General features: G+C 42.9%; 16 protein-coding genes. 8 read left to right on the forward strand and 8 right to left on the reverse strand.

All coding sequences use genetic code 11. The annotated features are described in order from the left end of the window. Nucleotides 1-13: 13 nt before the first annotated feature. The 3 genes from AC5FX4_RS10050 to AC5FX4_RS10060 all read right to left on the reverse strand — a co-directional run bounded on the left by AC5FX4_RS10050 (nucleotide 14) and on the right by AC5FX4_RS10060 (nucleotide 2,268). Nucleotides 14-493, reverse strand: coding sequence for a DUF4124 domain-containing protein (locus AC5FX4_RS10050; RefSeq protein ID WP_493606273.1), 480 nt, complete (start codon nucleotides 491-493; stop codon nucleotides 14-16). 61 nt (nucleotides 494-554) lie between these two features. Then, the gene (locus AC5FX4_RS10055; protein WP_493606274.1) at nucleotides 555-2,051 is read right to left on the reverse strand and encodes a DUF3413 domain-containing protein; all 1,497 of its coding nucleotides are present in this window, start codon (nucleotides 2,049-2,051) and stop codon (nucleotides 555-557) included. A gap of 4 nt (nucleotides 2,052-2,055) precedes the next feature. After that, nucleotides 2,056-2,268, reverse strand: coding sequence for a YejL family protein (locus AC5FX4_RS10060; RefSeq protein ID WP_476292793.1), 213 nt, complete (start codon nucleotides 2,266-2,268; stop codon nucleotides 2,056-2,058). Between the two features lie 65 nt (nucleotides 2,269-2,333). Between AC5FX4_RS10060 and yejK the strand changes: the two genes are divergently transcribed. After that, nucleotides 2,334-3,347 (forward strand): nucleoid-associated protein YejK, encoded by a 1,014-nt coding sequence (gene yejK, locus AC5FX4_RS10065; protein WP_493606275.1) that lies wholly within the window; start codon nucleotides 2,334-2,336, stop codon nucleotides 3,345-3,347. A 54-nt stretch (nucleotides 3,348-3,401) separates the two neighbouring features. On the opposite strand, the gene AC5FX4_RS10070 is transcribed toward yejK, so the two are convergent. The 3 genes from AC5FX4_RS10070 to AC5FX4_RS10080 are packed head-to-tail and all read right to left on the reverse strand — an operon-like array spanning nucleotide 3,402 to nucleotide 6,682. Next, the gene (locus AC5FX4_RS10070; RefSeq protein ID WP_493606276.1) at nucleotides 3,402-4,388 is read right to left on the reverse strand and encodes a hypothetical protein; all 987 of its coding nucleotides are present in this window, start codon (nucleotides 4,386-4,388) and stop codon (nucleotides 3,402-3,404) included. Continuing rightward, the gene (locus tag AC5FX4_RS10075; protein WP_493606277.1) at nucleotides 4,378-4,995 is read right to left on the reverse strand and encodes a penicillin-binding protein activator LpoB; all 618 of its coding nucleotides are present in this window, start codon (nucleotides 4,993-4,995) and stop codon (nucleotides 4,378-4,380) included. Before AC5FX4_RS10075 ends, AC5FX4_RS10070 begins: the two co-directional genes overlap by 11 nt. Nucleotides 4,996-4,999: 4 nt before the next feature. Then, the gene (locus AC5FX4_RS10080) at nucleotides 5,000-6,682 is read right to left on the reverse strand and encodes a COG3014 family protein (RefSeq protein WP_493606278.1); all 1,683 of its coding nucleotides are present in this window, start codon (nucleotides 6,680-6,682) and stop codon (nucleotides 5,000-5,002) included. A gap of 212 nt (nucleotides 6,683-6,894) precedes the next feature. On the opposite strand from AC5FX4_RS10080, the gene AC5FX4_RS10085 reads away from it, so the two are divergent. Together AC5FX4_RS10085 and AC5FX4_RS10090 are read left to right on the forward strand one after the other, a co-directional pair. After that, nucleotides 6,895-7,473 (forward strand): hypothetical protein, encoded by a 579-nt coding sequence (locus AC5FX4_RS10085; protein ID WP_476292788.1) that lies wholly within the window; start codon nucleotides 6,895-6,897, stop codon nucleotides 7,471-7,473. Between the two features lie 93 nt (nucleotides 7,474-7,566). Further along, on the forward strand, nucleotides 7,567-8,913 hold the full coding sequence (locus tag AC5FX4_RS10090) for a transglycosylase SLT domain-containing protein (protein WP_493606279.1): 1,347 nt from the start codon (nucleotides 7,567-7,569) through the stop codon (nucleotides 8,911-8,913). A 512-nt stretch (nucleotides 8,914-9,425) separates the two neighbouring features. Here AC5FX4_RS10090 and rne read toward each other — a convergent pair. Then, nucleotides 9,426-12,779 (reverse strand): ribonuclease E, encoded by a 3,354-nt coding sequence (rne, locus tag AC5FX4_RS10095; RefSeq protein ID WP_493606280.1) that lies wholly within the window; start codon nucleotides 12,777-12,779, stop codon nucleotides 9,426-9,428. Nucleotides 12,780-13,290: 511 nt separating this feature from the next. Here rne and rluC point away from each other — a divergent pair. Both rluC and AC5FX4_RS10105 read left to right on the forward strand, forming a co-directional pair. Continuing rightward, the gene (rluC, locus tag AC5FX4_RS10100; protein WP_493606281.1) at nucleotides 13,291-14,244 is read left to right on the forward strand and encodes a 23S rRNA pseudouridine(955/2504/2580) synthase RluC; all 954 of its coding nucleotides are present in this window, start codon (nucleotides 13,291-13,293) and stop codon (nucleotides 14,242-14,244) included. After that, nucleotides 14,245-14,916: an HAD-IA family hydrolase gene (locus AC5FX4_RS10105; RefSeq protein ID WP_493606282.1), complete on the forward strand. Its 672-nt coding sequence runs from the start codon at nucleotides 14,245-14,247 to the stop codon at nucleotides 14,914-14,916. Here AC5FX4_RS10105 and AC5FX4_RS10110 read toward each other — a convergent pair. After that, a complete protein-coding gene (locus AC5FX4_RS10110; RefSeq protein WP_493606283.1) occupies nucleotides 14,866-15,465 on the reverse strand; it encodes a Maf family protein in 600 nt (199 codons plus the stop codon). The genes AC5FX4_RS10105 and AC5FX4_RS10110 overlap by 51 nt on opposite strands. 119 nt (nucleotides 15,466-15,584) lie before the next feature. On the opposite strand from AC5FX4_RS10110, the gene yceD reads away from it, so the two are divergent. Genes yceD through plsX form a run of 3 tightly spaced genes read left to right on the forward strand, consistent with a single transcriptional unit; the run spans nucleotide 15,585 to nucleotide 17,357 of the window. Beyond that, complete coding sequence (gene yceD / locus AC5FX4_RS10115; RefSeq protein WP_493606284.1) at nucleotides 15,585-16,109, forward strand: 23S rRNA accumulation protein YceD; 525 nt, start codon at nucleotides 15,585-15,587, stop codon at nucleotides 16,107-16,109. Nucleotides 16,110-16,119: 10 nt separating this feature from the next. Continuing rightward, nucleotides 16,120-16,290: a 50S ribosomal protein L32 gene (gene rpmF, locus AC5FX4_RS10120; protein WP_070985127.1), complete on the forward strand. Its 171-nt coding sequence runs from the start codon at nucleotides 16,120-16,122 to the stop codon at nucleotides 16,288-16,290. An 11-nt stretch (nucleotides 16,291-16,301) separates the two neighbouring features. Beyond that, the gene (plsX, locus tag AC5FX4_RS10125) at nucleotides 16,302-17,357 is read left to right on the forward strand and encodes a phosphate acyltransferase PlsX (RefSeq protein WP_493606285.1); all 1,056 of its coding nucleotides are present in this window, start codon (nucleotides 16,302-16,304) and stop codon (nucleotides 17,355-17,357) included. Nucleotides 17,358-17,375: the final 18 nt, after the last annotated feature.

A 17,375-nucleotide genomic window follows, 5' to 3' on the forward strand; every position in this document is an offset into this window, starting at 1 on the left:
ATTTTGGTGTCACTTATTCGTAACGTCTTAACTGTTTTTCGAGTGTCGAAATTTGTTTGTTAAGGGTACGAGCTTGTTTGTAATAGCGCTTGTTGATGTCTTTAAGCTTACGTTTAATGTCTTTAATCGTTTCTGTACGCTCACTTTCCGTCATCGGTCGGCTGACGCGCATTTGTTGGTCGCGAGTACTCTGGTCCCGCTCACGATTGAGTGTGGCGGCTTCATATTTTTTTGCTCTGATTTCGTTTTTTAGATTTCGAACAATTTGTTTTCTTTCAATTCTATTGAGTGATTTATATTGCTGAGGGGAAGCTGCATCAGTTTCTGAGTCAGGCGTTGTTTTAGTAAGCACATGTTGGGTGCCTCTTCCTCCACAAGGCACTTTACTGTAAAAGGTGCCGCGTTCAGTTACGCATTTGTAGTAGTTAACGATAACTTTTGCGTGAGTGGGGAAGTGAAATAACAACAAAAACAAGATAACGCCACGAACCATGTGATTTCCTTAATTTAAAACTCCAACTTCAAAAGATAGCCAAAGGTTAAAAAATGGCAAGCTATCTGGCATCATCTTGATTAGAAAATTTCTTCAATACTTTGATACTATTGATCAAAAAAGGAATATCGAGCTTTTGATCAATGGCAAAGCCTTCGGCCCCAGAGACGTTTTTATAACTCCCATCTTGGCGAACTAGCGTGATCCTATCTTTTCTAAACGCAACTAAAACACCTTGTGTATAGTTTACCCCTTCAATACCTGTACTGTGCTTTAGATCTCGGCCTAACATCGCCGTTTGCGCGAGGTTAGGGCATTTCAAATGTTCTGCAACAAGCGTGTAAATAATGTCATGCGGTTGTTTGAAGCTTAATGTGTCAGAGCTAGAAAGCAGGTTGCTATAAAACACACTGTTGTAAATTACTTCACTACTTGCTGGAGCAAGCGCAAACGCAACAATTGGGCCTTGCAAAGCTGGAATTACAGACGGATTTTGCACATTTATGATATGAATTAGCGCATTATCGGCAACAATATCTTGGTAAGCATCAAATCCTTGGACTTTTACGAGAGACTGCGCGGAACTCCAAGGTGGCACTGGTGTATCAGCCATGGCTGAACGATAAAATGCAGGCAAACCATAGATGAGGTTAAATATTGCATCATCATGATTGGTGGGTTGCAAAAGTTGTTTAACTTCATTTAGTGCTTGTTGCTTTGCAAACTTTCTTAATTTATCTGCATCTTCAAACACCAAAACGGTTGCTGGCTCAACCTGTGCAACAGTGCATTGTTTAATGGGCTGTTGCAGGGCAAATTGTGTTTGCGCTTGCGCTACACGAATATCCGTCGCTTGTTCGTATTGCTTGATATCAAGAAGCTCATGCCTTGCGAGCAAAGTTTTTGCCGTCGTAGGGTAAGATAAAGGCAGCACATTATCTTGCTTGGTGATATCGAAGTAAGCGTTTGCGTCCGCCCAGATATGAATACTATGACTTGTTGCAAAGCAACCGACTAATAGTGCCGTTGCGTACCTTGGAAATTTAAAATGCTTGAGTTCTTCAAGGTGTCGCCAAGCACGATTACCTGCAAGCAGTTCAAATATCAACACCAGTGCGATAAAGCCAGCAGCTATCAAAGATACGAGTACGGGTGAGCCGTTAAACTTACCCCATAGCAAGGACACGATTTCCGGCAGGGATTGCACGTTTAAATGATAACCCAATTGAAAATACACAAATGCGTCTAAGCTAAGTACGCTGATCCCAAATGTGGCGATGACAGCCGCCATACCTCGTATGTGGCGAGGATAGGGAAAGACTAAGCTAAGTGGAAAAATCGTTAATACGAAGGCGCAGAAGGTAATAAAGCTGGTATGGCTCAGCCAAGTTACAAGCATGTAGAAGCCACCAAGCGCCGTGGCCGGCGCTTTGTCTGCAAATAAATAGCTGGCGCTTATAAGTAATACCAAGCCAATGTTTGCGAAGGTAAACCAGTGACCCCAACTAAGCAGTTGGCTGGCTTTTGACGAAAACGGGCTTTGTGGGGTTAGGTTCATCCAGTTACTTTACCGATTGTACGAGCGCTTTTGCAAAGTTGTCAGCTACAGATTGTCTTTTCGCCTCAGGCACATGTTCTTTTAAAATATGCGTGATAGAATTTCCCAAACACATAAGGCTTAAATCGACTGGTGCCTGCTGCGCAGTAAGTACATTAATTAGCTGGTCAACAATTTGTTCAACTTGTTCATTGGAATATTTTGATTGGATAGGCATCAGTTGGTTCAATTTTAAAGAGTTATAATTTTTCTATTTTAACACTAGAGGCGTGAAAAACAAAGATGAGCATTGAGGTGAAAAAGCTTGTTGTACACTATGTAGACAAGCATGACGACGATACGCAGATCCACCTACGCGAAGATGAAATGCAAGTAAACGATAAAGTTGGCGTATTCATTGAGCAATTACATCACGCATACAATGGCAAACCAGGTAAAGGGTTTTGTGCATTTAGCCCAGATAAAAACAGCCAAGTGTCTGCGGGCATGCAAAGTTACCGTAATAATGAACTTGGTTTTTGGCATTTGACGCAACAAGCCACAGAAGTGCTTAAAGAAGAGCTAAATAAGTACGCATTTAACGAAACGGGTTATTTGGCATTTTGTCATTATCAGTACGTGGCAACGGATTATATATTAATCGCATTGATTAACATAAAAGAGCACTACTCAATTACTTCAGAACTGGACCTATCCGCGTCGCGCCATTTAGATATTTCGCGCATGCAGCTTGCTGCCAGAGTGGATTTAACAGCCTGGGATACGCAACCTGATGATGCTCGATATATATCTTTTATCAAAGGACGCGCAGGGCGTAAAGTGGCTGACTTTTTCTTAGACTTTTTGGGTTGTGAAGAGGGCATTGACCCGAAGCAACAATCACAAGTGATGCTGAATGCGGTAGAAGACTACTTAAGTGAGCAACAGTTTGATAAAAAAGAGAAAGATGATCTAAGAAAAGAAGTTTTTGATTATTGTAATGACTGTGTAGCATCGGGTGAAGATGCCAACATCGAGACACTTTCTGATACGTTGTCTAAGTCCGCTGATGCGCCGTTTGAAGAATTTTACAAAGAGCAGGGCTACGACCTAGCAGAATCGTTTCCTGTTGATAAAAAGACCGTGAGTACCATGGTTAAGTTTTCAGGCTTAGGTGGTGGTGTAAGTGTGGGCTTTGAACGCAAGCATTTAGGCGAAAGAGTCATTTATGATGCGCGCACGGATACCTTAACCATAAAAGGGGTACCTCCGAATCTGAAAGATCAATTACAGCGCTTTTACGAAGAAAGCGAGTAAGAAAAAATGCCGCACAGTTGTGCGGCATTTTGTATTTATCCTAGTTTAGGTTACTTAAACCCCGCCAGAGACAATAAACTCTGCAAGCTGAGTGGAAAGCTTGTTCGCGAGTTTTTGCATAGCATTATTTTTAGCGGTTTGTGCATAGGAAGACGCTGCTTTTACTTTGCTATTAAAGTGCGCTTTTTCCAAGCCGTTTTCTTTTACCACCAAATAGCTGTCAGCAATGCTATAAAAAGTACCAGCTTTAGCGATTTCTTGCCAGTTCACGCGAAATGCCAGCTCAAAGTCGGCATTATTGGCGGAGATAGCAATACCATTACTGGATAAGGCACTTGCCATAATGTCACGAATATTTTTATGTTGGGCTGTGTCGGGCACGATGCTGAACGTTAAGCTATTAAGTACTGACTCGCTATTATCTAATTGTTTAGCCACATCGCTCGGGATAGCGACTTTTGGGTTTTGCAGCATTTGTAGATAATTGTTTAACTTCTCACGTTTAACGGCCAAGGTACGTATTGATATCGCACGCTTCAATCGTTGTGATTTGTTCGACGAGCTAAGATCTACTAGCATGATTTCGCTGTCGATACTACTGATACTTAGCTCAGTTTGCATAATTGCTTCGGTGCGATTAAACGACGCTAGCGCGTAGGCCGTATTGCCTTGCTGGTATTCGTCTTCAATTTTTACGCCTTGTAGGGTGATGTTAGGGACTTTGCTAGTGATCAACTCATCAACGTGGTACTGCATGGATTTATTATCGGCAGTTTGCGCGACCGAGGTATGTGCGGAAATTGTCACGTTCAATTGCTTAGCAAGCGCTAGCCTGGCGGATTCTTGCGCCGCGAGCTTGGCATTTTGCATATCACCTACACTATCAGCAATACCTACGCCATAAACCAGATAGTCGGAACTGGGTAGACTGCTCACCCACGCAGGTATTTGTACGATTGTTGGTTGTTTAGCCGTTGATTTACAACCCGTGATCGCTACCGTGATCGCAAGTAACGCGACTGACAGTTTTTTAGAAGCCATAACCTGAACGCTCTTGTAGTTTTTGGATCTTCTTCTGACCATTCCACACCTCACGGTTGGTTGTCATATCAATTAAACGCAGATCTACTTGATAAAAAGTAACACGCGTCCCGCCTTGCTCGTCTACAAATGAGTTGATTGTGCCTGATAGGGCATAATCAGCACCTTGCTCTTGCCCCATTTCATTTTGCGTTTCTAAACTTGAGTTCAGTTCTTGATCTTTACGCTCGTCACGGATCTCCTGTCTGACTTCTTTGTTTGCCACGAAGTCAGCTTGCCCAGAGCGTAAAATTGAACGTTTTAAGTCGTTTAAGAATGTATCAACCGCAATGTGTTGATGTGATTTATTGCGGATAGATTGAATGATGATAGCAGGGCGTGTGCCTTCTTTTTTTAAATGGTCATTGACCCAAGGAAAACTCAACATGTCGCTGATCATGGCCTCCGCAACCAGCTGTGAGTCTTTTCCATTCCATTTGTCTGACAATGCAATTTCTTGATTCGCATCGACGCGCTGAACTTTAGTCGTACTTTGACAGGCGCTTAATGCAACGGTCGATAGCACAGCAAGAGGAACGAGCTTAATTAATTTGCGATTGTATTTCATACCATTATTCCATATTCAAGATTGAGCTTGAGAGCGATGCACGCTCACTCGTATTATTTAAAAATGTGCGTGTATGCCATAGGTTCATCGTATCGGATATTGTGATCTCTTCCGACTTTTCAACGATCTGACCCGAGCGTAAGTAAGTTTTGACTGTTAATGTATGCTTGCCGCTTGTGACTGGCAACTGTGCCACGCGGATCTGCGCTGGCAATGTTTGCCATTGACGCGTGTCGGCGGAAGCGGTTACAGCATTTACTACGGATGTAGTCAACTTTGCTAAGCTTCCCAATAAGTTATTTTGTTCAAAGCCTGTTTTGTCTAATAGCTTTTTCGCAGAAAGCGCTTTCAGTATTTCTCGTGTGAGTGCACTTTGAATTTCACTATTTGCATGCTTTAACGCATCTTGTAGAGTTAGCAAGCTAATGGAATGAAACGGTTGTAGCTGTATTTTACGCTCACCATCTATCCATAACTCACTTTTACTCACTTGATTATTAAGCGGTTCCAAGTAAGTGACTGAGATCCTCGCGCCATATTGGAGTGCATCAACAATGCCCACCTTGACGGCTTCATCCCAAAGCGGGCCTAACGGGAGTCGTTTTGTAAGCGCTCCCATTGCAACATCGCCAAAATCACCAAGCATGTAATTTTGGATCATATCGAAAATACTGGTATCCGCGTGAAGCATTTGAAACCAGCGCATTTGCGCTTGTCTTTCACGATGTGAGCCAAAGAGAACCGGTGTCATAACCAAAGCTTTGGCGTCACTGTCAGCGCGCAGCAGCAAGTTAAGCTGTTTTCTTTGTGGTGCAATGCCCATGTTTTGAATCACCGTTAAATTGGAATTCAAAGGAGCATTGGCACTTATTTGTTTCTTTAAAGCGCGCAACTCGTTGTCATATCCTCCTGACTTTTGCATTACCCGCATTAGACCGAATGTCGCACTTGTAACCGTTTGTTCTGGTAGTTTGTATTGTTTTGCGAAACCGCTTTCATAAATATCTTTGGCGCGTTGATACTGAATTCGTGCAGAGTCAAACTCACCACTTTGTTCAAAAAACACGGCACTTAGAAAATGTGCAAAGCCATCGTCTTTGTAATCGATGTTTTCTAAAAGGCCACTGGGCGCAAAAATTGGCGTTAAAATTCGATAAATCTGATTGGCGAGTGAATCTGAGCTTTGTGGTTGTGTGTAACCACCAGTTTCAGTTTTGAGTTTACCTAAAAATACATCGAGTTGACGCATTTCGACCAAGGCTGCGTCTAAATGTTGTTGCATTAAATTCGGCTCAAGCTGTGCCAAGGCATTGTAATTCAGAGCCTTAAGAACATGTATTTGCGGTAAGTAGTAGGCTTTGCCCTTAAATGTTGAATAGCTAGGCCCACTGAACTGTACCATTGTCAACTCTGAAATACTCTGTGTATAAAAAGATTCGATTAGCATAAGCGCTTGATCTAAGTGTTCATTACTTTGTTGATAGTTTTTTTCCAGATGAAATAGACTTGCCATTTCAAGATGGTAGAGTAGACGTTCGTTGCCGGTTTTACTGTAATTTTGTGTAACGCGCTGTTTAGCCTGCGCAAAGTTACCCTGCTGCGCTAATTGGGCAGGAGAGAGTTGGTTGAACTGTGTAATGTTGCATGCACTAAGTAAGCAAAGTTGAATAAAAACAACAATCAACATTAAAAATTTATGTGTGCTAGCACTCAATGAGGCATCCTTTGCTTGTTAGTGATAGGGTGTTCTATATTAGCCATGTGACAAAGGTAAAGAAATAAAAAACACTTTAAAAGCAATAAAATGTTAAAAATCGTTTTTACAATTTATTACTGTTAGCCACAAAATTGTTTGCTAGATTACACCCTAAGAAATACTTCGGGCCAAAAGGAAAGAAAATGAAACTTAAACCTCTGATCACGACACTAGTACTTGCAGGGATGTTATCAGCCTGTAGTTCGACAAAAGAAGACAGTGCGTCTAGTTCAAGCGTGAATATCCCTGATTGGGTATTGAACCCAACAATTGAAAACGGTATCGCAGCGGCGGACTGTATCAAATACTCAGGCAACATTTCAGTTGATCAAAAAATGGCGGTTGCCAACGCGCGCTTAGCATTAGCTCAGCAAATTGAAGTGCGTATTGAAGGATTAGATAAAACGTTTGCTAATCGTACTGACGCGAATGACGCAACCACTGTTGGCAGCACATTTAGCTCGGTATCTAAACAGTTAACCAAACAAACACTAAATGGGTCTCGCGTTGTTAAGGCGGATGTGGTTGAAATTGGGGGTAAAGATTATTTTTGCGCACTGACAACACTATCGCCAGAGTTAACCAAAACGTTATTTAAAGATTTGATCAAAGAAGCGAAACCAAGCATAAATCCAAAAGACGAGCAATTTTTATATCAAGAGTTTAAGGCATTTAAAGCCGAGCAAGACCTAGAAAAAGAAATTGCACGCTTAACTAACTAAGGATTTGCTAGTTAAGGATAAACTTAGTGAGGTAGGTATTTTGCACTACCTCACATGACTTCTTGTCGCACATCGACTAGATAGGAGCACAGCATGAGTAAAAAGCTGATCGCATTCGTTGTTACCTCTCAATTGATAGCCACCGCCACCGCCACTGAGCAAAATACGTTATTCCAAGAGCTAGATAAAGCCATGAAGCAATGGCAAGGCGATGATGATAAAGCGCAAAACAAAGACGAGTTTGAGCAATATAAACAGCAACATCTCACAGAGTATGAAGACTTCGTAGCGCAGCACTTTGCCGAGTTTGATGCCTATCGTGACCAACTGATCAAGCAGTGGGGCGAGGCGAAAATGTCCGACAATGTAAAGTATGTCAGTTACAGTGAAACAAATGATGCGCGTTTAGAAGTTGATTTTGAGAACAATACGCTCAAAGTTGCTATTAAGCACGCTTCATCAGATACGCCCAGCCAAGAACAAGCACAACATGCCTTTGACGCTTTTTTGAGATCGAATAGCGCGCTGCTTGATGCTTTTTTCAAAGATCAAGATTTGAAGAAGCAACGAGACGTGCTAACTAAGCAAAACGTACACAATGTTGATTTAAGCCATAAAGTGCAAGCTCTGGTTGATGCTAAGCGACAAATCAAACAACAAACGGTGCAGCAACAACAACTCATAGAGCGTCAGCTTGACGAATCTTTGGCGCAAGAAAGCTCACCGGAAGATGTTGAAACTGCAAATCAGCAACTTGCTAAAAAGAACGCAGAGTTAAAACAGCTAGAAACTGAGCGCTTGAACAAGTTAAAAAATAGTATTAAAAAGCTTGCCGGCCAGCCTCAACAAGCCCAGAAGGTCAGTGAGTATGTTATCAGTTTGCCCAAAAATAAGTTAAGACCCGCGCGTGCAGCGGTTTATAAAACTGATGTTGCAAAGCAGAGCCAGCGTTTTGATATTGAGCCGAGTTTGATTTTTTCCGTGATGCACACGGAAAGCCATTTCAACCCTTTGGCTAAATCGGCTATCCCTGCGTTTGGTTTGATGCAAATTGTACCAACCAGTGCCGGTGTAGATGTTAACCGTTTTTTGTACAAAATAGATGAGCCTATGTCTAGTCCATACCTTTATGTAGCCGAAAATAATATCGAGGCGGGTGCGGCGTATCTTCATATTTTAGATAAACGATATTTGCGGCATATTAACGACCCCTTGAGTCGTAAATATTGCATGATAGCAGCATACAATACAGGAGCGGGAAATGTGGCTAGGGTGTTTAACAGTGACGGCTCACGTAATATTAAGAACGCGAGCCGTGTTATCAACTCGTTGACACCAGAGCGTGTATTAGAGGCATTGGAAGCTGGGCTACCTTATGATGAAACTAAGCATTATTTGAAACGTGTTTTAGAGCGGGAGTCTCTTTATCAAGCAATCTAGCGATGAGTCTTGGTTCTGGTACCAGTCAGCAATCACACTTAATCATTTGTGGATAAACTTAGTGATAGCAGCGTTAAAATTTTTAATTTAGATAAAGCTAGGGCGTGTTGATCTTTTCTGTGTATTTTTGCAGCAGTCATTCGGTTGTTTTGGCAAGGCAAAGCCTGCGTCGCATAGTTATTCTATGTAAGTCTGGCGATAACGTAGAAAAATATCCGAATGACGCTGCCTATAGAGTTCAACCAAAGGCTTCCACCACGGCGTTATGCGCTACTCGCATAGATCGCTATGCGTCATAGCGCATTTCGGGTATTGAAAACCTTTGATTTGAACAAAAATCATACCTTAAAGATCAACACGGCCTAACTCACAAAATTTTTGTTTTGTTACCGGCACGGTAGTCTTGTCTCAAATAGACCACTTCGGAAAGAGAATTAATGGTATTAAATTTGAAAACAAATAATTTGTAATAAAAAAGGCCGCGAAAGCGGCCTTTTTTATTCAGTCAGAGATCACTCGGCATGACTCGCTTCGCTCTTAGGCTCAGCTTCTGTCATTGCCATAGTTGATGCCATGGCTGAACTTGCTCGCCCTACAGGTGCCTTTGAACCAGCAGATAGACCTGAATTTGCGACAACTTCACGTGCCTCATGTGGCATCGCTGATGGTGTCACGACTTCTGTGGTTTCATCAACACTACTTGCTTTGGTCATAGGCGAGCTTGATGTTTGCGTAAAGCGGACTCTAGGACCATTACCGTTAACAGCAGAGCGCTCTTTAGCTTCAACAGGTGCTTCAGGCTGAGTTTCTACTTCAACAGCAGGTTCTTCAGTAACTGGCGCTTCAGGCTGAGCTTCCACTTCAACAGCTTCTTTAGCAACAGGTGCTTCAGGCTGAGCTTCCACTTCAACAGCTTCTTTAGCAACTAGCGCTTCAGGCTGAGCTTCCACTTCAACAGTTTCTTCAGCAACTGGTGCTTCAGGCTGAGTTTCCACTTCAACAGGTGCTTCTTTAGCAACTGGTGCTTCAGGCTGAGCTTCCACTTCAACAGCTTCTTCAACAACTGGTGCTTCAGGCTGAGTTTCCACTTCAACAGGTGCTTCTTTAGCAACTGGCGCTTCAGGCTGAGCTTCCACTTCAACAGCTTCTTCAGCAACAGGTGCTTCAGGCTGAGCTTCTACTTCAACAGCTTCTTCAACAACTGGTGCTTCAGGCTGAGCTTCCACTTCAACAGTTGATTCTTCAGCAACTGGTGCTTCAGGCTGAGTTTCCACTTCAACAGTTGATTCTTCAACAACTGGTGCTTCAGACTTTGTTTCGGCTTCAACAGTTGGTTCTTCTGCGCCTAGCTTTTCTTCAGTGTCTTTGTAGTCAACACCAGTTTCAGTTGGTTGCACTTGTGATTTAAGCTGAGCTTCGTATTCAGCAGCGGCTTGATCAGCAACTGGAATAAACGCAGGTTCAGCATCTTTGCTACCTTCTGGCTTACGACGTTTTTGACCTGCAGCACGAAGATGGCGAGGAGAGCGACGAGAACGAGTTCTTGGTGTTTCGTCAGTTGTCTCTTCATCACCTTTTTCAGTGCTCGCTTGAACGTCAGCTTGTAGATATTCATTTGCTTCAGTTTTGTCTTCTTGCTTCGTCTCGGCTTTCGCCTCTGAAGGCGCTTCCGCAAGTTCTGGTTTGTTGGTTACCAGTGGTTGAGCTTCTTTAGTATTTGCTTGGCCTTGTTGCGCTGCAACTTTCGTTTCTTTTTCAGCGGCTTCGGCCACATCTAGATTAGACGTTTCAACTACCGTATCTTGCGATTGTTCATCAATACGTACTTTCTTACGTAAGTTACGACGTTGACGACGAGGTTTTAATTTAACCTCTTTTGTTTCCGTTTCGACAGTGTTAGTAACAGCTTCGTTGTTGTCATCAGTGCTCGTTACCTTGTTGTCTGTACGTTTACGCGGATTTTGACGGCGGCGTTTGTTACGACCTTCACCTTTCTCGCGGTTGTCATTGCTGCGCATTTCTTGTTCAACACTTTCGTCTTGAGTTTGATCTTCACGCTTTTTCGTATTATTACGGCGGCGATTTTGATTTTTACGACGATTGTCATTATTACGACGCGGCTTTTGAGGCGCAGGTTTTTTCTCTTCTTCTTGCTCAGGTTCTGAGCTAAATAACCCCTTCAACCATTGACCGATTTTGGTTAGTAATCCAGCTTCTGACTGTTCAGCCACTGTTGCTTTTGGTTTTTCTGCAACAGGTGCTGGCGCAGGCGCACTAGGCATAACAACACCTTTAAGCACTGGCTCTTCTTTCACGATAGTCGGTGTACGTGATACTTCAATCACTTCCGGCTCTGGAATAGTCATTTGCTCGTAACTAGCGGCTTCCGAAGTTTCATCTTTGCGAAGACGTAACACTTCATAGTGTGGTGTTTCTAAGTGCTGGTTTGGAATGATCACAACATCGCAGTTATGACGTTTTTCAATGCGGTGCACTGATTTACGTTTTTCATTCAATAAATACGCGCCAACTGGCACGGGCACTTGAGCATTTACTTGTGCTGTATTGTCTTTGATTGCCTCTTCTTCGATTAAACGAAGGATCGACAGGGCGATAGACTCATTTGAACGAATTGTTCCTTGACCACTACAACGTGGACATGAGTGCTGGCTCGCTTCACCTAAACTTGGGCGCAAGCGCTGGCGAGACATTTCTAACAGGCCAAAACGTGAGATTTTGCCAATTTGGACGCGAGCTCGGTCAGGACGAACAGCGTCTTTTAGGCGGTTTTCAACTTCACGCTGGTGGCGAGGAGGAGTCATGTCGATAAAGTCGATCACTATCAAACCACCTAAGTCACGCAAACGTAATTGACGCGCAATTTCATCTGCTGCTTCTAAGTTGGTGTTTAACGCAGTTTCTTCAATATCACCGCCTTTGGTTGCTTTAGACGAGTTAATATCAATCGAAGTTAGGGCTTCTGTCGGGTCGATAACAATTGAACCGCCTGATGGTAATCTCACTTCACGCTGGAAAGCTGATTCAATCTGGCTTTCGATTTGGTAATGCGTAAACAGCGGTACGTCATTTTGATATAGCTTTACGCGGTTGATGAAATCAGGGCGGAAACGCTCAATATGCGCTTTGGCTTCTTCAAAAACACGGGCCTTATCAATTAAAATCTCACCGATATCGCGGCGTAAATAGTCGCGGATAGCACGGAAAATAACGTTACTTTCTTGGTGGATTAAGAATGGTGCTTTACCACTATCTGCAGCTTCTTGAATTGCTTGCCAGTGCACCAAAAGTGCTTTCAAGTCATATTCAAGTTCTTCAAAAGATTTACCTACGCCTGCAGTACGAACGATTAAACCCATACCCTTAGGTAAGTTTAAGCGGCTCAACGCTTCTTTAAGCTCGATGCGCTCGTCGCCTTCGATACGGCGTGAAATACCACCTGCACGGGGGTTATTCGGCATTAATACCAAGTAACTACCAGCTACGCTGATAAAAGTAGTTAACGCTGCGCCTTTTTGACCGCGTTCTTCTTTATCAACTTGAACAATAACTTCTTGGCCTTCTTTAATTACATCTTTGATGTTTGGGCGGCCATTGAACGTGTAGCCACTAGGGAAGTATGTTTTGGCAATTTCTTTTAAAGGAAGGAAACCGTGACGCTCAGCGCCGTAATCAACAAAAGCGGCTTCTAGTGATGGTTCGATACGGGTAATTTTACCCTTGTAAATATTAGCTTTTTTCTGTTCGTGACCTGGGCTTTCGATATCTAGATCGTATAGCCTTTGGCCGTCAACCAGTGCTACGCGCATTTCTTCTTGCTGCGTGGCATTGATCAGCATACGTTTCATATTGTTACTCTACTTTCAAATTAGTCGAGTCTGACTGTTTACACACTGAGTTAACTTAGTGTTCCATTGGTATTGATGCAGTCTCACGACTGGGGAAAACAGGAACAATTTACAGTAACCTGCCGCTGCACTTGAGTTAGTTTTCTAACTGTTCAAGCGCAAAAGTTGGGCAATGCATTCGCATTTCGGTTCGTCGCACGGGCTAAATTGCTCAACGTGGCTAACTATCAGACAAATATATTTATTTCTTGCTTTTTCGTTTTATTAATCGTGCTTAACTACGCTTACGATCTATTACGCGCATCGAAAGGCGTTAAACGCACGTGTTTTTTCTGGGTGTGACAAAAGCTTTGGAAATCCACGCTTCAATCTGTATGATCTGTCACCCATGATGTGCATCACGATTAGTATTTTGCGAGTAAAAAGCAGTTACGCAAAATTTGCGAGCCGATTATCCCACTAATACCCTTGTGATAGCAACTAAATTATTACTCAAATCAGTGATTAGGCAATGTCAGAAAAGTCCGGTTTAAAAGTTAGTTTTGTTACCATAACCGAAGACCAAGAAGGTCAGCGTATTGATAACTTTTTGGTTACCCATTTAAAAGGGGTGCCCAAGAGCGCCGTGTACAAAATTTTGCGCAAGGGTGAAGTGCGTGTAAATAAAAAGCGTGTAAAACCTGTTTATAAACTGCAAATTGATGATCAGGTGCGTATTCCTCCGATTAAAGTGGCAGAGCGTGAAGAGTTTGTGCCGCGCAATCTTGATAAAATTTCAGCGCTTGAAGATGCCATTATTTTCGAAGATAACTATCTGATTGTTATAAATAAGCCTTCTGGGATGGCGGTACATGGTGGTAGTGGCTTGAGTTATGGCTTGATTGAAGCGCTGCGCGTATTAAGGCCTGATGAGAAAAGTCTTGAATTGGTGCATCGTCTTGATAGAGATACCTCAGGCTGCTTATTGATTTCAAAGCGTCGTTCAATTTTAAAAGGTTTACACGAGCAGTTGCGCGAAAAGACTATGGAAAAAAATTATTGGGCGCTGGTGTCGGGTGAGTGGGCTGCGAAAATCAAAAATGTCACTGAGCCGCTTCGTAAAAATACACTGCAATCGGGAGAGCGTGTTGTGCGTGTTGACGAGGAGCAAGGCAAACCGTCGCACACTCGTTTCAGAGTGCTAGAGCGTTTCGAAGGTTGTACTTTAGTGCAAGCGTCACCTGTAACGGGGCGTACACACCAAATTCGTGTGCATACTCAATGTAAAGGTCATCCAATTGCATGTGACGATAAATATGGCGATCAGGTTTTTGATGCAAAAATGCGCAACCAAGGGTTAGGGCGACTATTTTTGCATGCTCATGATCTACGCTTTTTACATCCTAAAACAGAAACAACCATGTATGTAGAAGCGCCACTAGATAATGCACTAACGAATTGTTTAAAAACCTTAAGGAGTAGGTAAATGAAATATAAGCTGGTTATTTTTGATTGGGACGGCACTGTGATGGACTCTGTACCAAAAATAGTGAATACGTTGCAACTGGCAGCAGCACAGGTTGGCGTTGAGGTACCTTGTGAAACACGAGCAGCATCAATAATTGGCTTATCTTTAGATACTGCAGTAGCGACCTTGTTTCCAAACGATGCCCCTTTGTGGAATGAACTGGCGGCTGCTTATCAACACCAGTACAAATATGGGGATGACATCCCAACACCACTTTTTGAAGGGGCACAAGCACTGCTCGAGAATTTAAAACATCGTGGTGCATATTTGGCAGTAGCGACAGGAAAGGGGCGTTCGGGATTAAATGCGATGCTGTCTAAAACGGGTGTGGGCCATTATTTTTCAACCACACGTACAGCGGATGAAGCATCTTCTAAACCTCATCCAGATATGATCCAACAAATACTGCAAGAGCTTAATGTAATGGCTGAAGATGCAGTGATGATTGGAGACTCACTTTTAGACATGCAAATGGCACAGAATGCAGGGGTGGATGCAATCGCCATGAGTTGTGGCGCTGCCAGCGAAGAGCAGTTGTTGCAAAGCAATGCGCTGGCTGTGTGTGCTAATTTTCAGCAATTAGCGCAAAGCTTGCGCGTTCAACACGTCGAGCCCGCGTTCTGCGAGTAACTTAGTCAGTTTTATAAGGGGAAGACCAATCAGAGAGTTCGGGTCATCTCCTTCTAATTTTTCAAATAAGCAAATACCGAGCCCTTCACTTTTAAAGCTACCCGCACACTGATATGGCTTTTCAGCATCGCAATAAGCTTCGATCTGTGTTTGGGTTAACGTTCTAAAATGCACGTAAAAAGGCTCTACGATCGTTGTGACATAATCACTTTCAATATCATATAAGCTAAGCCCGGTTAAAAAGGTGACTTTATTGCCACTGAAGCGAGTTAATTGTTCCACTGCATTCTTTTTAGTATGCGGTTTACCTAATATCGTATTGTCGTACACCGCAACTTGGTCTGAGCCAATCACGAGTCCCTTGGAGAAAAACTGCTCGGCTGACTTTGCTTTAAGTTCACTGAGACGATAAACAAGTTGTTCTGGCGCTTCATTAGGTAAAGCTGATTCATCAACATTGGGTGAAAAGCTCTCGAAAGGTAAGTTGAGTTTTTTCAAAATTTGCTGCCTAAATGGCGAACTTGACGCTAAAATGAGTGGGGTTTTCATAAATACTCGAGGGTCAATTTAAACTTGCAGCTAGGATAGGGCGCAATAACGCGAAAAACAAAGGAAAGTTTGATTTTTATTTTGACTAAGGCACTAACTATCTATATGATGCAGCCCCTATGCAAAAGGTGAAAATTCCCATCACCCTTGATCCTTGTAGAGCCGCACAGCGTCGTCTAAGTTATGACGGAGTTGTTCAGCTTGAAGAACTTTCTCGTTTAGAGCAAGTTGTACAAGATCAATCGGGTGAGATAGCGGTAAACATTCATTGCAAGAATGACGAGCAAGGGTTGGTTGTTGTGAGCGGAACCATTCGCGCACACCTTACTGTTATTTGTCAGCGATGTAATGATGAATTAGGGTTGGATTTGGTACAAGACTTTGCTTACTCTCCAGTTGGATTAGGTTCAGAGTCAGATGATCTTCCCGAATGCTACGATGTGGTGGAGCTAAATGAAGAGGGTGAAATTAATCTTCGTCAACTTATAGAAGACGAATTAATTTTAGCGCTTCCAATTGTTCCTATGCACAACGAAGCATCATGTGCCTATTCTGAGGAGCCTGCCAGCTTCGGAGAAATAGACACACAAGAGAACAAACCAAATCCATTTGAAATTTTAAAACAACTTAAGAAAGATTCTTAGGAGAAGGCTAATGGCAGTACAAAAGAGCAAAAAGTCTCGCGCACGTCGTGGCATGCGTCGTTCACACGATGCGATCAGTGGACCAGCTTTAACTGTAGATCAAGTTTCAGGTGAGACTCACCGTCGTCACCACGTGACTGCAGATGGTTACTACAAAGGCGTTAAAGTAATTTCTAACTAAGAGATTGCTTTATGCTGACTCATCTAACCATAGCGTTAGATATGATGGGGGGCGATTACGGCCCCCGTTCATCTATCCCCGCAGCTGTCGCTGCAGTAAACAAGCATCAAAACCTTAAGCTGCTTTTGTGCGGTAATGAAGCTGTTATCAGCGAAGGTTTGACTAAGCTTGATTCTTTGCATCACCCTCGATTAGTCATCAAACACTGTGATGAGGTTGTCACTAATTGCTGTGAACCTGCACATGCGGTGCGCAATAAAAAATCGTCTTCTATGCGAGTTGCCCTCGATTTAGTTAAATCGGGTCAGGCACAGGCTTGCGTTAGTTCAGGTAATACAGGTGCATTATTTTTCATGGCACATCATGTGTTAAAAATGCTGCCCGGAATAAAAAGACCAGCACTCATCTCCTCAGTACCCACAGAAAAGAAACAGCCCGTTTATTTACTCGATCTTGGAGCGAACGTGCACTGTGATGCGGAAACTTTGTTCCAATTTGGCATTATGGGTTCTATTGTTGCTGGTCAAGCTTTGCAACTTGAACAACCAAAAGTCTGTTTGTTGAACATCGGTTCAGAAGACATTAAAGGCCACGAAGATATAAAACAAGCAGCGCAATTAATGCGACAATCTCCCCATTTAAACTATCAAGGCTATTGTGAAGGCAGTGATATGTTTTCGGGCAAAGCCGACGTGATTGTTTGTGAGGGCTTTGTTGGTAACGTGGCACTTAAAACCTGTGAAGGAATTGCTAAACTTATCATGCATAAGTTTACAAAAGCGTTGAAAAAGCATTTATTTTATCGTTTATTAGCGATTGCATTACGCCCTGTAATAAAAAAACTATATAAAAGGGTGAACCCCGACCAGTATAACGGCGCAAGTCTGGTAGGATTGCGGGGTATTGTAGTGAAAAGCCATGGAAATGCTTCGAATAAAGCATTTCTTGCAGCGATAGAGGAAGCCGCCAGAGAAGTTGAACGTCGTATTCCTGAAAAGATCCAAGCTACTTTTGCGCAGATAATAGCAGCAAAATCAGAACACCCGCCATCGTCAATCGGCAACTAACATAGTGTCGTAACCGAT

It is taken from the genome of Pseudoalteromonas sp. ATL1 (assembly GCF_058933015.1).

Coding starts and splice junctions, on each gene's coding strand:
- plsX (WP_493606285.1), top strand. CDS start 16,302: ATGCTGACTCATCTAACCATAGCGTTAGATATGATGGGGGGCGATTAC.
- AC5FX4_RS10085 (WP_476292788.1), top strand. CDS start 6,895: ATGAAACTTAAACCTCTGATCACGACACTAGTACTTGCAGGGATGTTA.
- yejK (WP_493606275.1), top strand. CDS start 2,334: ATGAGCATTGAGGTGAAAAAGCTTGTTGTACACTATGTAGACAAGCAT.
- AC5FX4_RS10080 (WP_493606278.1), bottom strand. CDS start 6,682: ATGTTGATTGTTGTTTTTATTCAACTTTGCTTACTTAGTGCATGCAAC.
- AC5FX4_RS10090 (WP_493606279.1), top strand. CDS start 7,567: ATGAGTAAAAAGCTGATCGCATTCGTTGTTACCTCTCAATTGATAGCC.
- AC5FX4_RS10060 (WP_476292793.1), bottom strand. CDS start 2,268: ATGCCTATCCAATCAAAATATTCCAATGAACAAGTTGAACAAATTGTT.
- AC5FX4_RS10110 (WP_493606283.1), bottom strand. CDS start 15,465: ATGAAAACCCCACTCATTTTAGCGTCAAGTTCGCCATTTAGGCAGCAA.
- AC5FX4_RS10075 (WP_493606277.1), bottom strand. CDS start 4,995: ATGAAATACAATCGCAAATTAATTAAGCTCGTTCCTCTTGCTGTGCTA.
- AC5FX4_RS10055 (WP_493606274.1), bottom strand. CDS start 2,051: ATGAACCTAACCCCACAAAGCCCGTTTTCGTCAAAAGCCAGCCAACTG.
- yceD (WP_493606284.1), top strand. CDS start 15,585: ATGCAAAAGGTGAAAATTCCCATCACCCTTGATCCTTGTAGAGCCGCA.
- AC5FX4_RS10105 (WP_493606282.1), top strand. CDS start 14,245: ATGAAATATAAGCTGGTTATTTTTGATTGGGACGGCACTGTGATGGAC.
- AC5FX4_RS10050 (WP_493606273.1), bottom strand. CDS start 493: ATGGTTCGTGGCGTTATCTTGTTTTTGTTGTTATTTCACTTCCCCACT.
- rne (WP_493606280.1), bottom strand. CDS start 12,779: ATGAAACGTATGCTGATCAATGCCACGCAGCAAGAAGAAATGCGCGTA.
- AC5FX4_RS10070 (WP_493606276.1), bottom strand. CDS start 4,388: ATGGCTTCTAAAAAACTGTCAGTCGCGTTACTTGCGATCACGGTAGCG.
- rpmF (WP_070985127.1), top strand. CDS start 16,120: ATGGCAGTACAAAAGAGCAAAAAGTCTCGCGCACGTCGTGGCATGCGT.
- rluC (WP_493606281.1), top strand. CDS start 13,291: ATGTCAGAAAAGTCCGGTTTAAAAGTTAGTTTTGTTACCATAACCGAA.